This is a genomic window from Streptomyces sp. NPDC040622, from assembly GCF_055593965.1.
The window spans coordinates 458,477-477,125 of the sequence record NZ_JBVIXD010000005.1; the positions used below are offsets into that span (position 1 = coordinate 458,477).

The 18,649-nt window shown below is 72.8% G+C and carries 15 protein-coding genes; 9 read left to right on the forward strand and 6 right to left on the reverse strand.

What is annotated here, in order from left to right; translation table 11 throughout:
- Nucleotides 1-4: 4 nt before the first annotated feature.
- Nucleotides 5-1,468 carry a protoporphyrinogen oxidase gene (hemG, locus tag ACZ592_RS16765; protein ID WP_471582283.1) on the reverse strand — a complete coding sequence of 488 codons (1,464 nt, stop codon included), beginning with the start codon at nucleotides 1,466-1,468 and terminating at the stop codon, nucleotides 5-7.
- Between the two features lie 124 nt (nucleotides 1,469-1,592).
- Between hemG and ACZ592_RS16770 the strand changes: the two genes are divergently transcribed.
- The 3 genes from ACZ592_RS16770 (at nucleotide 1,593) to ACZ592_RS16780 (ending at nucleotide 5,627) form a co-directional block, all read left to right on the forward strand.
- A complete protein-coding gene (locus ACZ592_RS16770; RefSeq protein ID WP_471582284.1) occupies nucleotides 1,593-2,561 on the forward strand; it encodes a DUF4349 domain-containing protein in 969 nt (322 codons plus the stop codon).
- Nucleotides 2,562-2,602: 41 nt separating this feature from the next.
- Nucleotides 2,603-3,997, forward strand: a complete 1,395-nt coding sequence (locus ACZ592_RS16775; protein WP_471582285.1) for an FAD-dependent oxidoreductase — start codon at nucleotides 2,603-2,605, stop codon at nucleotides 3,995-3,997.
- Between the two features lie 700 nt (nucleotides 3,998-4,697).
- Nucleotides 4,698-5,627 carry an NAD-dependent epimerase/dehydratase family protein gene (locus tag ACZ592_RS16780; RefSeq protein WP_471582286.1) on the forward strand — a complete coding sequence of 310 codons (930 nt, stop codon included), beginning with the start codon at nucleotides 4,698-4,700 and terminating at the stop codon, nucleotides 5,625-5,627.
- Nucleotides 5,628-5,833: 206 nt separating this feature from the next.
- Here the strand turns inward: ACZ592_RS16780 and hemE are convergent, their stop codons facing one another.
- Nucleotides 5,834-6,907 carry a uroporphyrinogen decarboxylase gene (gene hemE / locus ACZ592_RS16785; RefSeq protein WP_471582287.1) on the reverse strand — a complete coding sequence of 358 codons (1,074 nt, stop codon included), beginning with the start codon at nucleotides 6,905-6,907 and terminating at the stop codon, nucleotides 5,834-5,836.
- 141 nt (nucleotides 6,908-7,048) lie between these two features.
- On the opposite strand from hemE, the gene ACZ592_RS16790 reads away from it, so the two are divergent.
- The 5 genes from ACZ592_RS16790 to ACZ592_RS16810 all read left to right on the forward strand — a co-directional run bounded on the left by ACZ592_RS16790 (nucleotide 7,049) and on the right by ACZ592_RS16810 (nucleotide 13,778).
- A complete protein-coding gene (locus tag ACZ592_RS16790) occupies nucleotides 7,049-7,708 on the forward strand; it encodes a DUF3000 domain-containing protein (protein WP_471582288.1) in 660 nt (219 codons plus the stop codon).
- A gap of 370 nt (nucleotides 7,709-8,078) precedes the next feature.
- The gene (locus ACZ592_RS16795) at nucleotides 8,079-8,741 is read left to right on the forward strand and encodes a response regulator transcription factor (RefSeq protein WP_016643199.1); all 663 of its coding nucleotides are present in this window, start codon (nucleotides 8,079-8,081) and stop codon (nucleotides 8,739-8,741) included.
- 78 nt (nucleotides 8,742-8,819) lie between these two features.
- Entirely contained in the window at nucleotides 8,820-10,097 is a 1,278-nt protein-coding gene (locus ACZ592_RS16800; protein WP_471582289.1) for an HRDC domain-containing protein, read from the forward strand.
- A gap of 325 nt (nucleotides 10,098-10,422) precedes the next feature.
- Nucleotides 10,423-11,649, forward strand: coding sequence for a thiolase family protein (locus tag ACZ592_RS16805; RefSeq protein WP_471582290.1), 1,227 nt, complete (start codon nucleotides 10,423-10,425; stop codon nucleotides 11,647-11,649).
- Nucleotides 11,646-13,778: a 3-hydroxyacyl-CoA dehydrogenase NAD-binding domain-containing protein gene (locus ACZ592_RS16810; RefSeq protein WP_471582291.1), complete on the forward strand. Its 2,133-nt coding sequence runs from the start codon at nucleotides 11,646-11,648 to the stop codon at nucleotides 13,776-13,778. The genes ACZ592_RS16805 and ACZ592_RS16810 overlap by 4 nt, the downstream gene beginning before the upstream one ends.
- A gap of 138 nt (nucleotides 13,779-13,916) precedes the next feature.
- Here the strand turns inward: ACZ592_RS16810 and ACZ592_RS16815 are convergent, their stop codons facing one another.
- On the reverse strand, nucleotides 13,917-14,996 hold the full coding sequence (locus ACZ592_RS16815) for a PLL family lectin (protein WP_471582292.1): 1,080 nt from the start codon (nucleotides 14,994-14,996) through the stop codon (nucleotides 13,917-13,919).
- Nucleotides 14,997-15,061: 65 nt separating this feature from the next.
- On the opposite strand from ACZ592_RS16815, the gene ACZ592_RS16820 reads away from it, so the two are divergent.
- Nucleotides 15,062-15,430: an NTP pyrophosphohydrolase gene (locus ACZ592_RS16820; protein ID WP_471582293.1), complete on the forward strand. Its 369-nt coding sequence runs from the start codon at nucleotides 15,062-15,064 to the stop codon at nucleotides 15,428-15,430.
- A 12-nt stretch (nucleotides 15,431-15,442) separates the two neighbouring features.
- Here the strand turns inward: ACZ592_RS16820 and ACZ592_RS16825 are convergent, their stop codons facing one another.
- From ACZ592_RS16825 to pgsB, 3 genes are read right to left on the reverse strand one after another with little or no spacing between them, the layout of a single operon-like run.
- A complete protein-coding gene (locus ACZ592_RS16825) occupies nucleotides 15,443-16,513 on the reverse strand; it encodes a C40 family peptidase (RefSeq protein ID WP_471582294.1) in 1,071 nt (356 codons plus the stop codon).
- 15 nt (nucleotides 16,514-16,528) lie between these two features.
- Nucleotides 16,529-17,011 carry a poly-gamma-glutamate biosynthesis protein PgsC/CapC gene (locus ACZ592_RS16830; RefSeq protein ID WP_055564848.1) on the reverse strand — a complete coding sequence of 161 codons (483 nt, stop codon included), beginning with the start codon at nucleotides 17,009-17,011 and terminating at the stop codon, nucleotides 16,529-16,531.
- A complete protein-coding gene (pgsB, locus tag ACZ592_RS16835) occupies nucleotides 17,008-18,645 on the reverse strand; it encodes a poly-gamma-glutamate synthase PgsB (protein ID WP_471582295.1) in 1,638 nt (545 codons plus the stop codon). The genes ACZ592_RS16830 and pgsB overlap by 4 nt, the downstream gene beginning before the upstream one ends.
- Nucleotides 18,646-18,649 lie beyond the last annotated feature (4 nt).

Here is an 18,649-nt window from a genome sequence, read left to right on the forward strand (position 1 = left end):
GCGGCTATTCTCCTCCGCCGCCGTGCAGGCTCTGCACCGGGTTGCGGGTGAGCTCCTGCACACCCGCGAGGTCTCCGGCCAGCTGGTCGACGGCGGCGTTGGCGCTCGCGACGCAGGCCGGGATGCCCACGCCGTCGTAGGCCGCCCCGCAGACCACGAGGCCGGGCAGCCCGGCGACATGGGCGCGGATGCGGGCCACGCGCGCGTGGTGGCCCACCGGGTACTGCGGGAGGCCGTCGTTCCAGCGGGTGACGCGGGTCGCGACGGGGGTGGCGGTCAGGCCGGTGGCCGCGCGCAGGTCGCGCCGGGAGAGGTCGACGAGCTCGGCGTCGTCCCGCTCCAGGACCGCCGTCTCGCCGTACCGTCCCACCGACGTGCGCAGCACCAGCAGGTCCGGGTCCTGCCGGCCGATCCAGCCCCACTTGCGGCTGGCGAAGGTGGACGCCTTGATGGTGTGCCCGTCGACGGGGGGCACGAGGAAACCGCTGCCTTCGGGGAGGTCGATCTCGTCGCGGCGGTATGCGAGGGTCGTCAGCGCCATGGAGGCGTACTCGACGGTGCGCAGCTCGGCGGCCGCGGCGGGCGACTCGGCGTCCAGGAGCTTCGCGGCGGCGGGCGCGGGCAGCGCGACGACGACGGCGTCGGCCTCGTGGACGGTGCTCTCCGTGACCACGCGCCAGCCGTCGGGGGTCCGCCGCACCTCGGTGACCGGTGTGTCCGTCAGGATCTCGGCGCCACGCGCGCGTACCGACTCCGCGACGGCGAGCGGGAGTCGGCCGACGCCGCCGTCGATGCCCATGAAGACGGGACCGGTCCGCTGGTTCGCCGCGGCGCGGGCCTGGAGGGCGCGGACGCCCTCGGTGAGGGAGGCGTGCGTGCGGGCCGCCTCGAGGAGCTGCGGGACGGCCGAGCGCATCGAGATGCGGTACGCGTCCCCCGCGTACACCCCGCCGAGCAGCGGTTCCACGAGGCGGTCGACGACCTCGCGGCCCAGGCGCGCGGCGACGTACTCGCCGACCGCCACGTCGTCGCCGACCTCGGTGGGCGGCAGTTCGCGGTCCTGCTCGATGCGGCGCAGGCCCGCTTCGGAGAGGACGCCCGCGAGGGCGGACGCGTCGCCGGGCACGCCCATGACGTGGCCCTTGGGCATGGGGCGCAGGGCGCCTCGGGTCCAGAGGGCGGCCGTCGCGGTGGCGGGCGGCTGCAGCAGGTCGCCGAGGCCGCTCTCGCGGGCGAGGGCGAGCGCCTCGGGGCGGCGGGCGAGCAACGACTCGGCGCCGAGGTCGACGCGGACCCCGGCGATCTCGTCGGCGTGCAGCTTGCCGCCGAGCCTGCCGGAGGCCTCCAGCACGGTCACCCGCGTCCCCGGCGCGGTGGCGAGCAGGCGGTGCGCGGCGGCCAGTCCGGCGATCCCGCCCCCGATGACGACGGCGTGGCCGTTCCCCGTACGTGTGTCCGTTTCGCGCATGCCCCCACTCTCTCAGACCGGCGAGTCCCGACCGTGACCGCATCGGGACCGGTCGGCAACCATCGTTTCGCCCCTCTCCGGCGTCGAAGGAGCACCAGCCACCACGTCACTCGGGGGTACTCCGATGCGCGCGTCCCGCAGGTCCACCCACCCCGCGTCCCGGCACCGCACGGTCCGGGCCCTCTCCGGCGTCCTGCTGGCGGTCGCGCTCGCCCTCACGGGGTGCACCGCGGGCGGCGACTCGGGCGACGGCGGCGGCAAGGCGGCGGGCCTCTCCGCCGCCGAGGACCAGAAGGGCGCGGGCGGCGGGCGTGCCGACAAGCCCGGTGACGGCGGTGCCGGCGGTGACGGCGGTGACGGCGGTACCGGCCGGCGCAAGCCGCCAGGGCCGGCCGCCACGCACATCATCCGCACCGCGAAGCTCACCGTGCGCGTCGAGGACGTGCCGAAGGCGCTCGACGAGGCTCGCGCGGCCGCCGAGGACGCGGGCGGGATGGTCGGCGACGAGAACACCTCCCGGGACGACCGGGGGCGCGAGCGTTCCCGCGTCGTGCTGCGCGTCCCGCGGGACAAGTACGCCGAAGTCCTCGACGCGCTCGAAGGCACCGGCGAGCTCGTCGGCCGCGAGGCCAAGGCGCAGGACGTCACCGACCAGGTGGTCGACGTGGAGAGCCGGATCACGTCGCAGCGGGCGAGTGTGGCGCGGGTGCGGGAGCTGATGGACAAGGCGACGAAGCTCAGCGATGTGGTCGCCCTGGAAGGGGAGTTGAGCACCCGTCAGTCCGACCTGGAGGCGCTGCTCGCCCAGCAGTCCTCCCTCAAGGACCGTACGGGCATGGCGACGATCACCCTTTCGCTCGCCGAGAGCGCGGCGAAGGGCGGGAAGGACGCCAAGGACGACGATCCGTCCTTCGGGGACGCGCTCGGGGGCGGCTGGGACGCGTTCGTGACGGCGCTGCGCTGGGTCGCGATCGTCCTCGCCGCGGCACTGCCGTTCGCGGCGGTGGCCGCGCTGCTCCTGGTGCTCTGGCTGCGGGTGGTACGCCCCCGGCTGGCGCGCGGCTCGGCGGCCGGGCGGGACGGGGAGGACTAGCGCGGGAGGATGCGCACGGCCGTGCGCCGTAGCGTGTCCCCATGAGCAGCACACGAGAGCGACTGGTGGTCATCGGGGGCGACGCGGCGGGCATGTCGGCCGCGTCGCAGGCACGCAGGCTCAGGGGCCCCGACGAGCTGGAGATCGTCGCGTTCGAACGCGGCCACTTCACCTCGTACTCCGCCTGCGGCATCCCCTACTGGGTGGGCGGCGACGTCGAGGAGCGGGACGACCTGATCGCGCGGACGCCCGAGCAGCACCGCGAGCGCGCGATCGATCTGCGGACGCGCACGGAGGTGGTGCGGCTCGACGTCGCGGGCCGCCGCGTCCTGGCCCGTGATCTGGAGGCGGGCGAGGAGTACTGGACGTCGTACGACAAGCTCGTCATCGCCACCGGCGCCCGGCCCGTGCGGCCGCCGCTGCCCGGCATCGACGCCCCCGGCGTGCACGGCGTGCAGACCCTCGACGACGGCCAGTCGCTGCTCGACACCCTGGCCGCGACGCGGGGCCGCAGGGCCGTCGTCATCGGCGCGGGCTACATCGGGGTCGAGATGGCCGAGGCGCTGATCAACCGCGGGTACGAGGTCACGGTGGTCAGCCGGGGCAAGGAGCCCATGTCCACGCTCGACCCGGACATGGGCAGGCTCGTGCACGACGCGATGACCGGCATGGGCATCACGATGGTGAACGACGCCGAGGTCACGAAGATCCTCACGGGCGATGACGGACGGGTCCGGGCGGTGGTCACGGAGGGCGCCGAGTACCCGGCGGACGTGGTGGTGCTCGGCATCGGCGTGCGCCCCGAGACCGGGCTCGCGCGCGAGGCGGGGCTGCCGCTGGGCGAGCACGGCGGGCTGTTGACCGACCTGGCGATGCGGGTGCGCGGAGCGGAGGCGGGCGGGGTCGTCTGGGCGGGCGGCGACTGCGTGGAGGTCCTCGACCTGGTGTCGGGGCGCGAGCGACACGTCGCGCTCGGCACGCACGCCAACAAGCACGGGCAGATCATCGGCTCGAACGTGGGCGGGGGGTACGGGACGTTCCCGGGCGTCGTCGGCACGGCCGTCAGCAAGGTCTGCGACCTGGAGATCGCCCGCACAGGGCTGCGCGAGAAGGACGCGCGGGCGGCCGGGCTGCAGTTCGTGACGGTGACCATCGAGTCGACGAGCAGGGCCGGTTACTACCCGGGGGCGGCCCTGATGACGGTGAAGATGCTCGCCGAGCGGCGCACCGGGCGGCTCCTGGGCGTCCAGATCGTGGGCCGCGAGGGCGCGGGCAAGCGGGTCGACGTGGCGGCGGTGGCGCTGACGGCGCGGATGACGGTGGAACAGATGACGACGCTCGACCTGGGGTACGCGCCACCGTTCTCGCCGGTGTGGGACCCGGTCCTGGTGGCGGCGCGCAAGGCGGTGGCGGCGGTGCGGGCGGACCGGGGCTGAGGGAGCCGGAGGGAGCGCGGGGGTGAGGGTGGGGGTGGGTGCAGAGGGGTGGGTGCAGAGGGGTGGGTGCCGGCCGCACCCCCTCCCCAAGCGCCCCTCGTGCGCCCCCACGCGCTCCGAATACGACCCGAACGCGCCCCGATTCATGCCTCCCCCTCGGCGCCCCTCGGCAAGGAACGCGCTCGCCGTGCAGGTCAGAACGCGCTTGCTACCGAAGTGCGGTGCCGGCGACGCGCGTTCGGCCTGGCTGATTCGGATGGTTCACGGCCTTCCCTCTCCATGGCCCGCGGGAGCGCGCCCACGGCCGACACATGTATCCGGCATTCAACGTCTCGGCGGGCCTGCGCGACCCCGCTGAGCGGCCACGCTCCAGCGGAATTCTTTCCTCCGGGGGCGCCTCGCGCCCTTCGCGCCTCTCATCGCGCCCCCTTAATCGAGCTTGATCTCTTTTCCGCCAGCTTTCACAGAACCGGCACAGCTCCCCCCGCCAGACCGCACCATGTGACACGTCAGAGTGGCGCGGACACACACGGCGACGTGCGAACGCGCCGTTGGGGGGGGCGGGCCGTGGGGTGGGGGTGGGGACGTCACCCCCACGGCCCGACTGTGGAGGGGACCACACACCGCATGCATCACACCGCACGAGCGACGCAACGCACCACGCCCCGCCCGCTCCTCCTCCGGGGAGCGTGACGCGGCCGTGCGCATCCTCGTCCTGGGCTCCACCGGATACCTGGGCAGGCACGTCTCGGAGCGGCTGCGCGCCCTGCCGGGCGCAAGGCTGCTCCACGCCGGCCGCGCCCCCGTGGACGCCATCCGCATCGACCTCGCCACCATCACCGCGACCGCCCTCGCCGAGCAGCTGACGCGCGCGGCGCCCGACGCGGTGGTCAACTGCGCGGGTGCGACCGGCGGCGGCGCCCTGACCCTCGCCGAGGTCAACGCACGCGGTCCCGCCGCCCTCTGCGAAGCCATGGCCGCGGCCGTGCCGACCGCGCGCCTGGTGCACCTCGGCTCGGCGGCCGAGTACGGGCGGACCGCCATCGGCGAGCGGACCCTGGAGGACTCCCCCGCCCGCCCGATCACCCCGTACGCGGCGACGAAGCTGGCGGGCACCCTCGCGGTCGTCGGCTCCGAACTCGACGCGATCGTGCTGCGGGTGACGAACCCGGTGGGCCCCGGGGCGCCCCCCGCGGGCCTGCCGGGCCGCCTCACCGCCGAACTGGGCCGTGCGGTCGCGCGGACGCCGCACGGCACGGTGCGGGTCGGCGACCTGTCCGCGCACCGGGACTTCGTCGACATGCGTGACGTGGCGCAGGCCGTGGCCCAGTCGCTCGCGCTGCCGGGGCGGCTGCCGCGGCTGCTCAACATCGGCAGCGGCCAAGCCGTCCCGGTCCGCGACCTGGCACACGGCCTGGTCGGTGCGGCGGGTTTCACCGGGCGCGTCGAGGAGGCGCCCGGCACGGTGGGCCGCTCGACGCCGGTGCCGTGGCTGTGTGCCGATGTCACCGCCGCGGAGTGGGAGCTGGACTGGCGGCCTCGGTTCACCCTGCGGGAGTCGCTCGCCGCGCTCTGGGCGTCGGACGGCGCTCCGCAACCCGCAGCGCGGGCCGTGGGGAAGCCGCGCTGACGGCCGGAAAGCTGACGGCCGGAAAGGGGAGCGCCGGCTCGACATCCGCCGCCCCGGTGTGCTCGGGCCGCTCCTGAAGGCCTTCGAGTACGAAGGGCACCGGCGCCACCGACCGCGGGCCCGGCCCCCGTCGGGGTCCGCACGGAGAAGGGTCCCTGCTCTTACGGGCAGGGACCCTTTTCGGTCATCTTTTGGACGGGCGCCGTTCAGACGGCCGTACGCGTGTGGACGTACTCCACGAGGCGGGTCAGCGCCTCGGGGTCGGTGCTCGGCAGGACGCCGTGCCCGAGGTTGAAGATGTGGCCCTCCAGGTCCTTCGCGGCGGCGAGCACCTCGTCGGTCTTCGCCTCGACGGCCTCGCGCGTGGAGAAGAGGACGGCCGGGTCGATGTTGCCCTGCAGCGCCTTGCCGGGCCCGACGCGGCGCGCGGCCTCGTCGAGCGGCACGCGCCAGTCGACGCCCACGACGTCGGCGCCCGCCTCGCCCATCAGCCCGAGCAGCTCGCCGGTGCCGACGCCGAAGTGGATGCGGGGCACGCCGTACGCGGCGACGGCGTCGAAGACCTTCGTCGACGCGGGCATCACCGAGCGGCGGTAGTCGGCGGGCGACAGGGCGCCCACCCACGAGTCGAAGAGCTGCACGGCGCTCGCGCCGGCCTCGATCTGCACCTTGAGGAAGGCGGCGGTGATGTCCGAGAGGCGGTCGAGCAGGTCGGCCCAGAGCTGCGGGTCGCCGTACATGAGCGCCTTGGTGTGCTCGTGGTTGCGGCTCGGGCCGCCCTCGACGAGGTAGCTCGCGAGGGTGAAAGGCGCGCCGGCGAACCCGATGAGCGGCGTGGAGCCGAGCTCGCCGGTGAGCATCCCGATCGCCTCGCTGACGTAGTGGACGTCGTCCGGCGTGAGGTCGCGCAGCTGGGCGAGGTCGGCGCGCGAGCGGATGGGGTTCTCGACGACGGGCCCGACGCCCGGCTTGATGTCGAGGTCGATGCCGATCGCCTTGAGCGGGACGACGATGTCGCTGAAGTAGATGGCGGCGTCGACGTTGTGGCGGCGCACCGGCTGCAGCGTGATCTCGGTGACGAGGTCGGGCCGCATGCAGGACTCCAGCATGGCCGTGCCCTCGCGCACCTTGCGGTACTCGGGAAGTGAGCGCCCCGCCTGCCGCATGAACCAGACCGGCGTGTGCGGCACGGCCTCGCGCCTGCACGCCTTCATGAAGGGGGAGTCGTACGTCGCTGTGTTCTGCCGGCCCTCGGGGCCACGGCTGTCATTGGCACTCACGCGGAAAGTCTCGCACGGGCCGCGCGGTCCCTGTCGCGGGCGTCCCGTGCGGCCCGATCCGGCGGGTCCGGGGCCGACGGGCGACCCCCTGACGGGTGTCTCTCCCTGCGCGAAGGCGCCGTTCCCCTTAACCTTCCCCGCATGGCTGCGGCTCAGGGACAACGGTCGGACGGCGCTGGCGAGATGGAGAGTTCGGAGGGGAAGGTGGCGGATTCGGCTCCGTTGCCCTTCCGCAAGGCGGTCGACGCGCTGCGGGGGGCACGGCTGCGGCCGGAGATCGAGATCGACCCGACGCGGCCGCCGCAGCGGCTCGCGCCGCACGCGTACGCGCTGGAGGCGGCGGTCGTGGACGGCGAGGAGGACCTCGCGGACGGGCGTCTGGTGCTGCTCCACGATCCGTCCGGGCACGACGCCTGGCAGGGCACCTTCCGCCTCGTCACGCTGGTGCGGGCGGAGCTCGAACCGGAGATGGCGGCGGACCCGCTGCTGCCGGAGGTGTGCTGGTCGTGGCTGACCGGGGCACTGCACGCGCGCGGGCTCGCCGCGGGCGAGGCGAGCGGCACGGTGACCCGGGCGGGCTCGCACTACTTCGGAGGCCTCTCGGAACGGCCGCCCGCCTCGCAGATCGAGATCCGGGCCTCGTGGACCCCCCGGGAGGACCGGGGCGGAGTGCCGGACACGGGGGCACATCTCGCGGCGTGGTGCGATCTGCTCTGCCAGATCGCGGGGCTGCCGCCCGCCGGGCCCGGCGACGGGTCCGTCGTGTCACTGCCCCAGCGAAGGGGCCCGCTCTCCCCCTGATCCCCCTCCCTCTTCCCGCGTGCTCGCCCGAGCGCTCCCCCCTCCGCCCCGTGGCCGCGTGCCGCGGGGTTCGTCTTGCGCGCCGTGACCCCGTCCGCCGCCGCATCTGCCGCGCGTACGTGCCCGCCGGGACGGCCGGAAGGGCTTGTTCCGTGCGTTTGCCGCCGCGGGGTCACCCGGAAGTGGGCGTGTTCGGTTTGATCTTCGGATGATCGAGCGCGCGTCCGAATTGCCCCAATTATTGCTCACCAAATCGTGATCATTCCCTAAAGGCGGCCGGGATTGCTGCCGAAGAGGTTTGTGACCTTGAAAGCACGGTTCGTCCCGGGACATCCCCGAGCCGGTCCCGTCCCCCCACCCAGGAGGCCTGGTGTCCGTTCTCCTCGAGCAGCCCGCAAGCCTGGTCGCCTACCGCCCGAACAAGCCGACCGCCATGGTCGTCGTGGCCGACCCCCGCGTCCGTTCCACCGTCACCCGCCACCTGTGGGCGCTCGGTGTACGTGACGTCATCGAGGCCTCGTCGATCGCGGAGGCTCGTCCCCGCATCGGCAACCCCCGTGACATCTGCGTCGCAGACGTCCACCTCCCCGACGGCTCCGGCCTGACGCTCCTCTCCGAAACCCGTGCCGCGGGCTGGCCCAACGGCCTCGCCCTCTCCGCCGCCGACGACATCGGTGCCGTGCGCAACGCCCTCGCGGGCGGCGTCAAGGGCTACGTCGTCACCGGCACCCGTACGAACGTCGGACTCCCCACCCGTCCCGGCGCCGCCCCGATCGGTTCGGCCGCCGCCCGCATGCACCGCCGCCCTCCGGGCACCCCGAGCCATCCCGGTGGCTACCGAGAGCTCTCGGGCCGCGAGGTCGAGGTGCTGCGTCTGGTCGCGGAGGGCCAGTCCAACAAGGCCATCGGCGTCTCGATGGGCCTGTCCGCCCTGACCGTGAAGAGCCACCTCGCCCGGATCGCGCGCAAGCTCGGCACGGGTGACCGGGCCGGGATGGTGGCGGTCGCTCTGCGTACCGGCATCATCCACTGACTGATTTACACCCCCCGCGCGCCCGTCGACGGAACGTTCCGTCGACGGGCGCCGTCCATACACAGATACCCTTGACAGGTGACCGACGCCCAAGAGACCGCAGCAGACAGCTCACTGCGAACCACCGGAGGCGGCCCTCCGGACGACGACGGCCTCGCACCCGAAGGGCTGCCGATCCCCCTGCTCGAGCCGCGTGACGGCATTCCGCCGGTGATCGCCGACGAGGAGTCCCTCGCCGCGACGGTCGCCGCCTTCGCCGCGGGGACCGGACCCGTCGCCGTCGACGCCGAACGCGCCTCCGGCTACCGGTACGGCCAGCGCGCCTATCTCGTCCAGCTCCGCCGCGAAGGCGCGGGCACCGCGCTCGTCGACCCCGTCGCCTGCCCGGACCTGTCCGGCCTCGGCGAGGCCATCGGCGACACGGAGTGGGTCCTGCACGCCGCCACCCAGGATCTGCCGTGCCTGCGGGAGATAGGCATGGTGCCGGCGCGGATCTTCGACACCGAGCTCGCGGGCCGGCTCGCCGGATTCCCGCGCGTGGGCCTCGGCGCGATGGTCGAGAGCGTGCTCGGCTTCGTACTGGAGAAGGGGCACTCCGCCGTCGACTGGTCCACGCGGCCGCTCCCCGAGCCCTGGCTGCGGTACGCGGCGCTCGACGTGGAGCTCCTCGTCGACCTGCGCGACGCCCTGGAGAAGGAGCTCGACCGGCAGGGCAAGCTGGAGTGGGCCCGCGAGGAGTTCGACGCGATCGCCACCGCGCCGCCCGCCCCGCCCCGCAAGGACCCCTGGCGCCGCACCTCCGGCATGCACAAGGTGCGCAGGCGCCGGCAGATGGCCGTCGTACGGGAGCTGTGGACCGCCCGCGACCGGATCGCGCAGCGCCGCGACGTCTCCCCCGGCAAGGTGCTCAGCGACGGCGCGATCGTCGAGGCGGCGCTCTCCCTGCCGCCCAACGTGCACGCGCTCGCCGGGCTGACGGGCTTCGGGCACCGCATGGGGCGGCGCCAGCTCGAGCAGTGGCAGGCCGCCGTCGACCGCGCCAAGGCGCTGCCCGACGCGGAGCTTCCGCAGCCCGGGCAGACGGTGAGCGGTCCGCCGCCGCCGCGCTCCTGGGCGGACCGCGACCCGGCCGCCGCGGCGCGGCTCTCCGCGGCGCGGGCCGCGGTCTCCACGCTCGCCGAGCAGCTGAACATGCCGCAGGAGAACCTGATCACTCCGGACACGGTCCGGCGCGTCTGCTGGGAGCCGCCGGCCCCGGTGGACGAGGAGTCGGTCGCGGCGGCGCTGGCCGGGCACGGGGCCCGCGCCTGGCAGATCACCCAGGTCACGCCGGTGCTGACGGCCGCTCTTTCCTGACGGGGGCGTCCGCGACCGTGCCCTGAGCCGCCGCTGCGCGGCGGCTCTTCCCCGCCCACCCGGCCACCCCGCGCCACCGGCCCCTGCGGCACTGACCGGTGCGGGGCAACCGTGTGGGAGGGAGGCATCCGCCGCGCAGCGGCGGGTCAAGGAGCGGCCCCGACCGGCCCCCGGGGGCCCCACACCCCCGCCCACCACGAAGTGTGACGTTCGCCTCGCCGAGGCGGCGCCCGGCGACCCTTGGCCGTGTAGTTACCGGCAAGTAGGGTGGACCGAGGAAGCGCGCCGCAGGTGTGGCGCACCCACACCCTGGAGGAGAGCCATCGTGCCTCGTACCGTCAGGGACGTCGTCTTCGTGGACGGCGTCCGCACCCCGTTCGGCAAGGCGGGCCCGAAGGGCATCTACCACGAGACCCGTGCCGATGACCTCGTCGTGAAGGCCATCCGGGAGCTGCTGCGCCGGAACCCTGACCTCGACCCCGCCAAGATCGACGAGGTCGCCATCGCCGCGACCACGCAGATCGGCGACCAGGGTCTGACGATCGGCCGCACCGCCGGCATCCTCGCCGGGCTCCCGCAGTCCGTGCCCGGCTACTCCATCGACCGCATGTGCGCCGGCGCCCTGACCGCCGTGACCTCGGTCGCGGGCAGCGTCGCCTTCGGTGCGTACGACATCGCCGTCGCCGGTGGTGTCGAGCACATGGGCCGCCACCCCATGGGTGAGGGCGTCGACCCCAACCCGCGGTTCGTGAGCGAGAAGCTCGTCGACGAGTCCGCCCTGTTCATGGGCATGACCGCCGAGAACCTGCACGACCGCTACCCGAGCATCACCAAGCTGCGCGCCGACGAGTACGCCGTGCGCTCGCAGGAGAAGGCCGCCAAGGCGTACGCCGACGGCAAGATCCAGGCCGACCTCGTGCCGATCTCCGTAAGGCGCACCAACGAGGAGGCGGGTGAGACCGGCTGGGGTCTGGCCACCGCCGACGAGCCGATGCGCCCGGGCACCACCCTGGAGAGCCTCGCGGGCCTCAAGACGCCCTTCCGTACGCACGGCCGCGTCACCGCGGGCAACGCCGCCGGCCTCAACGACGGCGCCACCGCCTCCCTCATCGCCTCCGAGGAGTTCGCGCGGGAGAACGGGCTGCCGGTCAAGATGCGGCTCGTGTCGTACTCCTTCGCGGGAGTCGAGCCGGAGGTCATGGGCTACGGCCCGATCCCGGCCACGGAGAAGGCGCTCGCCCAGGCGGGCCTGTCCATCTCCGACATCGGTCTCTTCGAGATCAACGAGGCCTTCGCCGTGCAGGTGCTCGCCTTCCTGGAGCACTACGGCATCGCCGACGACGACGCCCGCGTCAACCAGTACGGCGGCGCCATCGCGTACGGCCACCCGCTCGCCTCGTCCGGCGTACGCCTGATGACGCAGCTGGCGCGGCAGTTCGAGGAGCAGCCCGAGGTCCGTTACGGCCTCACGACCATGTGCGTCGGCTTCGGCATGGGCGCCACGGTCATCTGGGAGAACCCCCACCACAAGGACGCCGGAGGCGAGAAGTGAGCACCACGACCACCGAGCTTCTGAAGGGTGCGGCCGAGCTGTTCCCCGACGAGGTCGTCACGCAGGCGCACGTACGCCACCTCGACCTCCCCCGCGGTGCCGGGCGCTTCGCGCTCATCACGCTGGACAACGGCTTCGACCACACCAAGCCGACCACCTTCGGCCCGGGCTCGCTCGCGAACCTGAACGCCGCGATCGACCAGGTCGAGAAGGAGGCGGCCGAGGGCGCGATCGTCGGCGTCGGCATCACCGGCAAGCCGTTCATCTTCGCCGTTGGCGCCGACCTCAAGGGCGTCGAGCTGCTGAAGAAGCACGACGACGCGCTCGCCATCGGCAAGGGCGGCCACGAGGTCTTCAAGCGGCTGTCCGGCCTCGCCGTGCCGACCTTCGCCTACTACAACGGTGCCGCGATGGGCGGCGGCGTCGAGGTCGGCCTGCACTGCTCCTACCGCACCGTCTCCAAGGCGCTGCCGGCGTTCTCGCTGCCCGAGGTCTTCCTCGGCCTGGTCCCGGGCTGGGGCGGCTGCGCGCTGCTCCCGAACCTGATCGGCGCCGACAAGGCCGTCTCGGTCATCATCGAGAACTCGCTCAACCAGAACCGCCAGCTCAAGGGCAAGCAGGTCTTCGACCTCGGCATCGCCGACGCGCTCTTCGAGGGCGCCGACTTCCTGGAGCAGTCGCTGATCTGGACGGCCTCCGTCCTCAACGGCTCCACCCAGGTCGTCCGCCCCGAGGTCGACCGCGGCGAGGGCTGGGACGCCGCCGTCGCGCGCGGCCGCGCCATCGCCGACTCCAAGGTGCACGGCGCCGCCCCGGCCGCCTACCGCGCCCTGGAGATCATCGAGGCCGCCAAGGACGGCGACCTGCAGCGGGGCTTCGACTCCGAGGACGCCGCGCTCGCCGACCTCATCATGGGCGGTGAACTGCGCGCGGGCATCTACTCGTTCAACCTCGTGCAGAAGCGCGGCAAGCGTCCCGCGGGCGCCCCGGACAAGAACCTGGCCCGCCCGGTCACCAAGGTCGGCGTCGTCGGCGCCGGTCTGATGGCCTCGCAGCTCGCGCTGCTGTTCCTGCGCCGCCTCGAGGTGCCGGTCGTCCTGACCGACATCGACCAGGAGCGGGTCGACAAGGGCGTCTCGTACGTCCACGAGGAGATCGACAAGCTCCTGCTCAAGGGGCGTGTCAACCAGGACAGGGCCAACCGCCTCAAGGGCCTGGTCTCCGGTGTCCTGGACAAGGCCGAGGGCTTCTCCGACGCGGACTTCATCATCGAGGCCGTCTTCGAGGAGATCGGCGTCAAGCAGCAGGTGTTCGCCGAGGTCGAGGCCGTCGCCCCGGCGCACGCGATCCTCGCCACCAACACCTCCTCGCTCTCCGTCTCCGAGATGGCGTCGAAGCTGAAGCACCCCGAGCGGGTCGTCGGCTTCCACTTCTTCAACCCGGTCGCGATCCTGCCGCTCCTTGAGATCGTGCGCGGCGAGCAGACCGACGACGCGTCGCTGGCCACGGCCTTCGGCGTCGCCAAGAAGCTGAAGAAGACCGCGGTGCTCGTGAAGGACGCCCCGGCGTTCGTCGTGAACCGCATCCTGACGCGCTTCATGGGCGAGATCCAGAACGTCATCGACGAGGGCACCCCGGTCGCCGTCGCCGAGAAGGCCGTCGAGCCGCTCGGTCTGCCGATGTCGCCGCTGGTCCTCCTCGAGCTGGTCGGCCCGGCCATCGGCCTGCACGTCTCGGAGACCCTCAACCGCTCCTTCCCCGAGCGCTTCACGGTCTCCCCGAACCTCGCGGCGGTCGTCAAGGCCGGCAAGCGCGGCTTCTACGTGTACGACTCCGGAAAGCCGGAGCTGGACCCCGAGGTCGCCGCGCTCCTGAAGCAGGGCGACGTCGTCCTGACCGAGGAGCAGGTGCGGGACCGCGTGCTGGACGCCGTGGCGCAGGAGATCGGGCTCATGCTCGACGAGGACGTCGTCGCCGAGGCCCAGGACATCGACCTCTGCCTGATCACCGGCGCCGGCTGGCCCTTCCACCTGGGCGGCATCACGCCGTACCTGGACCGTGAGGGCGTCAGCGAGCGGGTGAACGGGAAGCGGTTCCTCGCGCAGGGCGTGGCGAGCGTCCCGGCGTAACGCCTCCCGCAGCAACGCCGAGGGGCCGTACGGAAGGTGTCCGTACGGCCCCTTGGCGTTCTGTCCGGAGGTTCCTGCCCGGGGTTCCTGTCGGAGGTCCCTGTCCGGATTCCTGTCCGGGCCCCTGTCCGGGGGCGGTCACACCCTGACCCACGCCTCCAGCGCCAGGCCCGGCTCCGCCTTCTGGCGGGCGATGCGCAGCGTGCCGTCGAGGCCGATCGCCGCCAGGACGACACGGCCCCGGGCGTCGATCGCCAACGACGGGGCGCCCAGGCACGGTTCACCGGTCTCGGCCCACCACAGGCCCGCTCCCTCGTCCTCGGTGGGGAACGCGGCGAGCGCGGGGCGGCCCGTGCTCGCGCGGTGCGCGAGGACCGTGCAGTCGTGACCGTCTATCGGCGTCCTGACGGCCGCCGTGGGGCCGGAACCCGGGGTACCGCCGAGGGAGATCGCGGGGGCGCCGCTCTCCGGGCGGTACGCGAGGACGCCGTCCCCCGCGGCCTCGGCCGCGTAGTACGTGAGGCGGTCGGGGGCGCTCTCCAGGGCCGTGCCCGAGCCGGGGGCCGGGGCGAGCGGGATGTCGTCGGCGCGCTGCAGGTCGCCGCCCTGCTTCTCCTGGGCCCAGCGCAGGGTGGCCTTGCCGCCGGGGGCGAGGACCTCCACGCGGCCGGTCGACGTGGCGAGCGCCGCGATGCCGTCCAGGGTGTCGCGGACCTTGAAGTCCTTCCACCCCTCCCACTTGCCGCCCTTGCCCTCGCGGCGCATCCGTACGCTGCCCACCGCGTCCCGCACGAAGACGTGGACGGTGCCGGCGGCGTCCACCGCGGCGGCGGGCGCCCCGAGGTGCGGGGCGCGCTCGACGAGCTTGGTGTGCGGATTGCCGAGCGAGCGCCAGTCCATGAGGGGCCGCCCCGGCTGGTACTGGATCGAGTGCACGATCTCCACGACGGCCTTGGCGACGTCGCCGGACGCGTCCCGCCGCTCCCTGCGGCCCAGGAAGTGCACGTACCCGTCGACCCCCTGGGCGAGGGTGAGGCAGGTCAGGTCGGGCGCCTCGAAGAAGTCGGGGCCCTCCCACTCCGGTCCGCCGGGCCGGGCCTCCGTCCAGCGCAGGAGACCTCCTTCGGCACGGGCGTATGCGGTGAGGCGACCGTCGTGGCCGCGCAGCAGCCAGCGGGCGGTCTCCGGGGCACCGGTGCTGGTGGACCTCGACGGCATGCTCGGCGCCAACCCTTCCACGATCACGGACGCACAGCGTTTGCCGATTAGTTTACGTTTGCCGCATGAGAACTCTGGTCGTCGTCGATGCCGCGAACGTCGTCGGATCCGTGCCCGACGGCTGGTGGCGCGACCGCCGCGGGGCCGCCGAGCGGCTGCGGGACTCCCTGGTCCCCTACGCCGCCGACGGGCTGCCCGACCGCCCCGGCCCGGTGGAGCTCGTGCTGGTCGTCGAGGGAGCGGCGCGCGGTGTGGCGTCCGTGCCGGGCGTGCACGTGGATTCCGCGCCCGGCAGCGGCGACGACCGCATCGTGGAGCTGGCCGCCGAGGCCGCGGGGCGGCCCTGTCTGGTGATCACCGCCGACCGTGAGCTGCGCCGCAGGGTGGGCGAGGTGGGGGCCGAGTGTGCCGGCCCCCGTACCGTGCGTCCCTGACCGTCCGGGCGCTCAGAGGCGCTTCGCGCTGCGCAGCGTGGAGGCGTAGTAGCCGTTGCCGTCCAGGCGCGACGTGCCGCCCTTGTCGCCGATCGTCGGGCCGTTGACCTCCTCGCGGCTCGAGATGAAGATCTTGTGGCCGTCGGCGTCGTGGCCGAGGAAGATGCCGACGTGGTCCAGGCGCTGCTTGGTGCGGGCGTCGAGCTTGAAGAAGACCAGGTCGCCAGGCTGCACCACGTCGATGGACTTGGGGCGGTCCGCCGCGCTGACGCCCTTGAGCGCGATGACGTCCGTTCCCGCCTTGCCGCGCGCCATGCCGTTGGCGGTGCGGGGCAGGCCGTCGCCGGCCTGGTCGTTGGCCATCAGGGGGTAGCGGGCGCGGTAGCCGAAGACGGTGCGGACGAAACCGGAGCAGTCCATGGAGCGCGCCCGTACCTTCTCCGGCTGGATGGTGGTGCCGTTGCGGAAGGTGTACGGGATGCCGAGGTAGTCGAAGAAGTCGGACTGCTCCAGGCGCAGGTCGTTGCCCGCGCTGCCCTCGGGGTTCAGCGGACCGAAGTTGGCGTCACCGGCGTACGCGATGCCCTCGTCGTCCTTCTTGACGGGGGCGCCCTCCACGTACTGGAACGCCATCGCGAAGATGTCGTCCTCCTCGCTGCCGGAGAACTCCTTGTACCAGTCCTTGAACCACTTCTCCTTCTCCGCGCCCTCCCGCCAGTTCTCCGGCATCAGCCGCACCCAGTCGTTGGTGACGACCCGCGACTTGGTGTTGGCGGGTTCGGTGAAGGTGCGGCTCGGGCCGGTCAGCGTCGCGGTGCGGGCGCCGTCCGTGAAGGTGGCGAGGACCTTGCCGCCCTCGGTGCGCAGCACGGAGCGGTCGGGGCCCTTGAGGCGCTCCCACTTCTGCTTGCCGGCGCTCTGGCCGGTGCTGCTGCTCAGCCCCGGGGTGTCGGTGACGGCCTGCACCTTGGGCGCCTTGGCCTCTTCGTCCTTGCGCAGTTCCACGGTCAGGTACGTACTGCCGGCGAGCAGGGCGAGCACGGTCACCGCGTGCAGGGCGGGACGCTTCTTCTTGGGCGGCATGAATGACTCCTGGAATCAGGCGGACGGCATGAAGCCGAGGAGGATCCCGGCGGTGAGGACGACGTAGGCCATGAGCGTCACCGAGCCCGTGGCGAGCAGGGTGGGGCCCTTGGGCTGGCGCACGAGCTGGTAGGCGATCAGGCCCGGCACGATGAAGCCGAGGGTCTGGTTGCTGTACATCAGCGGGAACTCGAGCGAGAGCACGATCATCACGGTGGCCTGGAGCACCACGCCGGTCAGCACGACCGCGGCGAACAGGCGCTTGCCGTAGAGGATCACGAAGCGCTGCATGAGGAGCGTGCAGACGTACGTGAGGACGGTGACGCCGACGACCATCGCGGCGCGCTGCAGGTCCTCGACGAGCGTCAGCGCGAGCCAGCCCGGGGTGATCATGCCGCCGGGCGAGAGGTTGGTCGTCAGATAGCAGACCAGGGAGAAGAGCAGCCCGAGCGCGATGCCGACCGCGGCGATCTCGGGGGTGAGGACGGAGGGAATCAACGGGGCTCTCCTGGGCTGTGCCACTGCTGGTTGTCGTCTGCGGCGGGTGGTACGGGCGGCACGCGCGGCTCGAACAGGCCGCGGGTCCTGGGGGGCTGGGGTTGCTGGGCCTGCGTGTCCTGGGGCGGCGCACCGGCCTCGGGGGACGCGTAGGTCTCCTGGGGCGCGTAGGCGTCCTGCGGCTGCGGTGCGTACGTGTCGTGGGAGGCGTACGCGTCGTGGGAGGCGTACATGTCGTGCGAGGCGTAGGTCTCCTGCGGCGGGTACGTCTCGTACGACGGCTCCAGCGCGCGTTGCGCGGGAATCTGCGCCTGCTGCACCTGGAGCGGCGCCGTGTACCGCGTCTCGTACGCCTCCGGGTAGTGCTGGTAGGGGTCGATGCGCGGCACGTACAGCGGCATCGTCTCCAGCGGGTCGCCGGCGGGCGCGACGGCCTCGGCGGGCTCCTCGCTCTCGTCGGCGGGCAGTTCGGCGAGGTGCTCGAGGAGCAGCTCGCCCTGGCCGTGGATGTTGCCGATCGCCACGAGCGAGGAGTCGGCGCCGAGCTGCGCGAGCATGTCGCGCATGAACTCCTCGGGGTCGCGCCGGTCGCCGCCGAGGTCGACGGCGCGGGAGCGCCACTCGGCGGGGATGGCGTCGATGGCGGACTTGGCGGGGTGGCCGATGACGAAGACCTTCTCCGGCTGGAGGTCGGGGATGATCTCGCCCATCTGGCCGTTGCGTTCGACGCGGTCGGGGCGGCAGTTGATGACGACGTTGAGCGGGCGGTGGATGGCGCCGAGGTCGAGCAGCTGGTTGATGTTCATCAGCGTCGACTCGGGGTCGTTGGCCGCGAAGACGTTGGCGAAGCGGACCTTCTTGCCGTCCTCGGTGGCGTACCGCTCGACGGAGAGGACGCCGGGGTCCGGCGGGGCGTCGTACATGCCCTGCAGGGCGACCTCGCGGCCCACGCCGACGAGCTCGGCGACCTTGAGTGCGATCGCCACGTTCTCCTTGAAGGTGAACCAGCTGAAGCCGCGCAGCTCCTCGTCGCTCACCGTCTCGGGGTCGGCGTAGATCAGCTCGCAGTTACGGGCGTCGGCCTCCTCCTGGAGGATGTCGAAGCGGTCCTGCTCCGCCGTGACGCAGATGCCGCCCTCCGGCATGGAGCGGCAGAGCGAGCGCGCCACGTCGTCCAGGGTGGGGCCCATCTCGGCGAGGTGGTCCTCGCGGACGTTGCAGAGCACGCCGATCGTGGAGCGGATCAGCTTGGACTGGTTGATCTCCTGGAGCGCGGGCATGACGGCCATGCACTCGATGACCAGGGCGTCCGGGTCGTAGGCGGCGGCGCGCCGCACGATGCCGATCTGCTCGACGACGTTGGCGATGCCGAACTTGCGGTAGACGGGCTCCTCGGTGGCGTCCGGGTGGATGAACCGGGCCGCGGTGCCGGTGGTCTTGGCGACCGTGACGAGCTCGCCGCCGCGCAGCGCGCCCGCGCACAGGCGGGTGATGGAGGACTTGCCGCGGATGCCGTTGACCAGCACCCGGGTGGGGATGTGCTCCAGGCTGGCGAAGTGCCGTCGCTGTTCGACGACGCCCGCGGCGAGCAGCACGGCGCAGCACACCACGAGAACGGTGTAGAGGAAGAGCACGGGG

Coding starts and splice junctions, on each gene's coding strand:
- hemG (WP_471582283.1), bottom strand. CDS start 1,468: ATGCGCGAAACGGACACACGTACGGGGAACGGCCACGCCGTCGTCATC.
- ACZ592_RS16770 (WP_471582284.1), top strand. CDS start 1,593: ATGCGCGCGTCCCGCAGGTCCACCCACCCCGCGTCCCGGCACCGCACG.
- ACZ592_RS16775 (WP_471582285.1), top strand. CDS start 2,603: ATGAGCAGCACACGAGAGCGACTGGTGGTCATCGGGGGCGACGCGGCG.
- ACZ592_RS16790 (WP_471582288.1), top strand. CDS start 7,049: ATGGCTGCGGCTCAGGGACAACGGTCGGACGGCGCTGGCGAGATGGAG.
- ACZ592_RS16815 (WP_471582292.1), bottom strand. CDS start 14,996: ATGCCGTCGAGGTCCACCAGCACCGGTGCCCCGGAGACCGCCCGCTGG.
- ACZ592_RS16820 (WP_471582293.1), top strand. CDS start 15,062: ATGAGAACTCTGGTCGTCGTCGATGCCGCGAACGTCGTCGGATCCGTG.
- ACZ592_RS16825 (WP_471582294.1), bottom strand. CDS start 16,513: ATGCCGCCCAAGAAGAAGCGTCCCGCCCTGCACGCGGTGACCGTGCTC.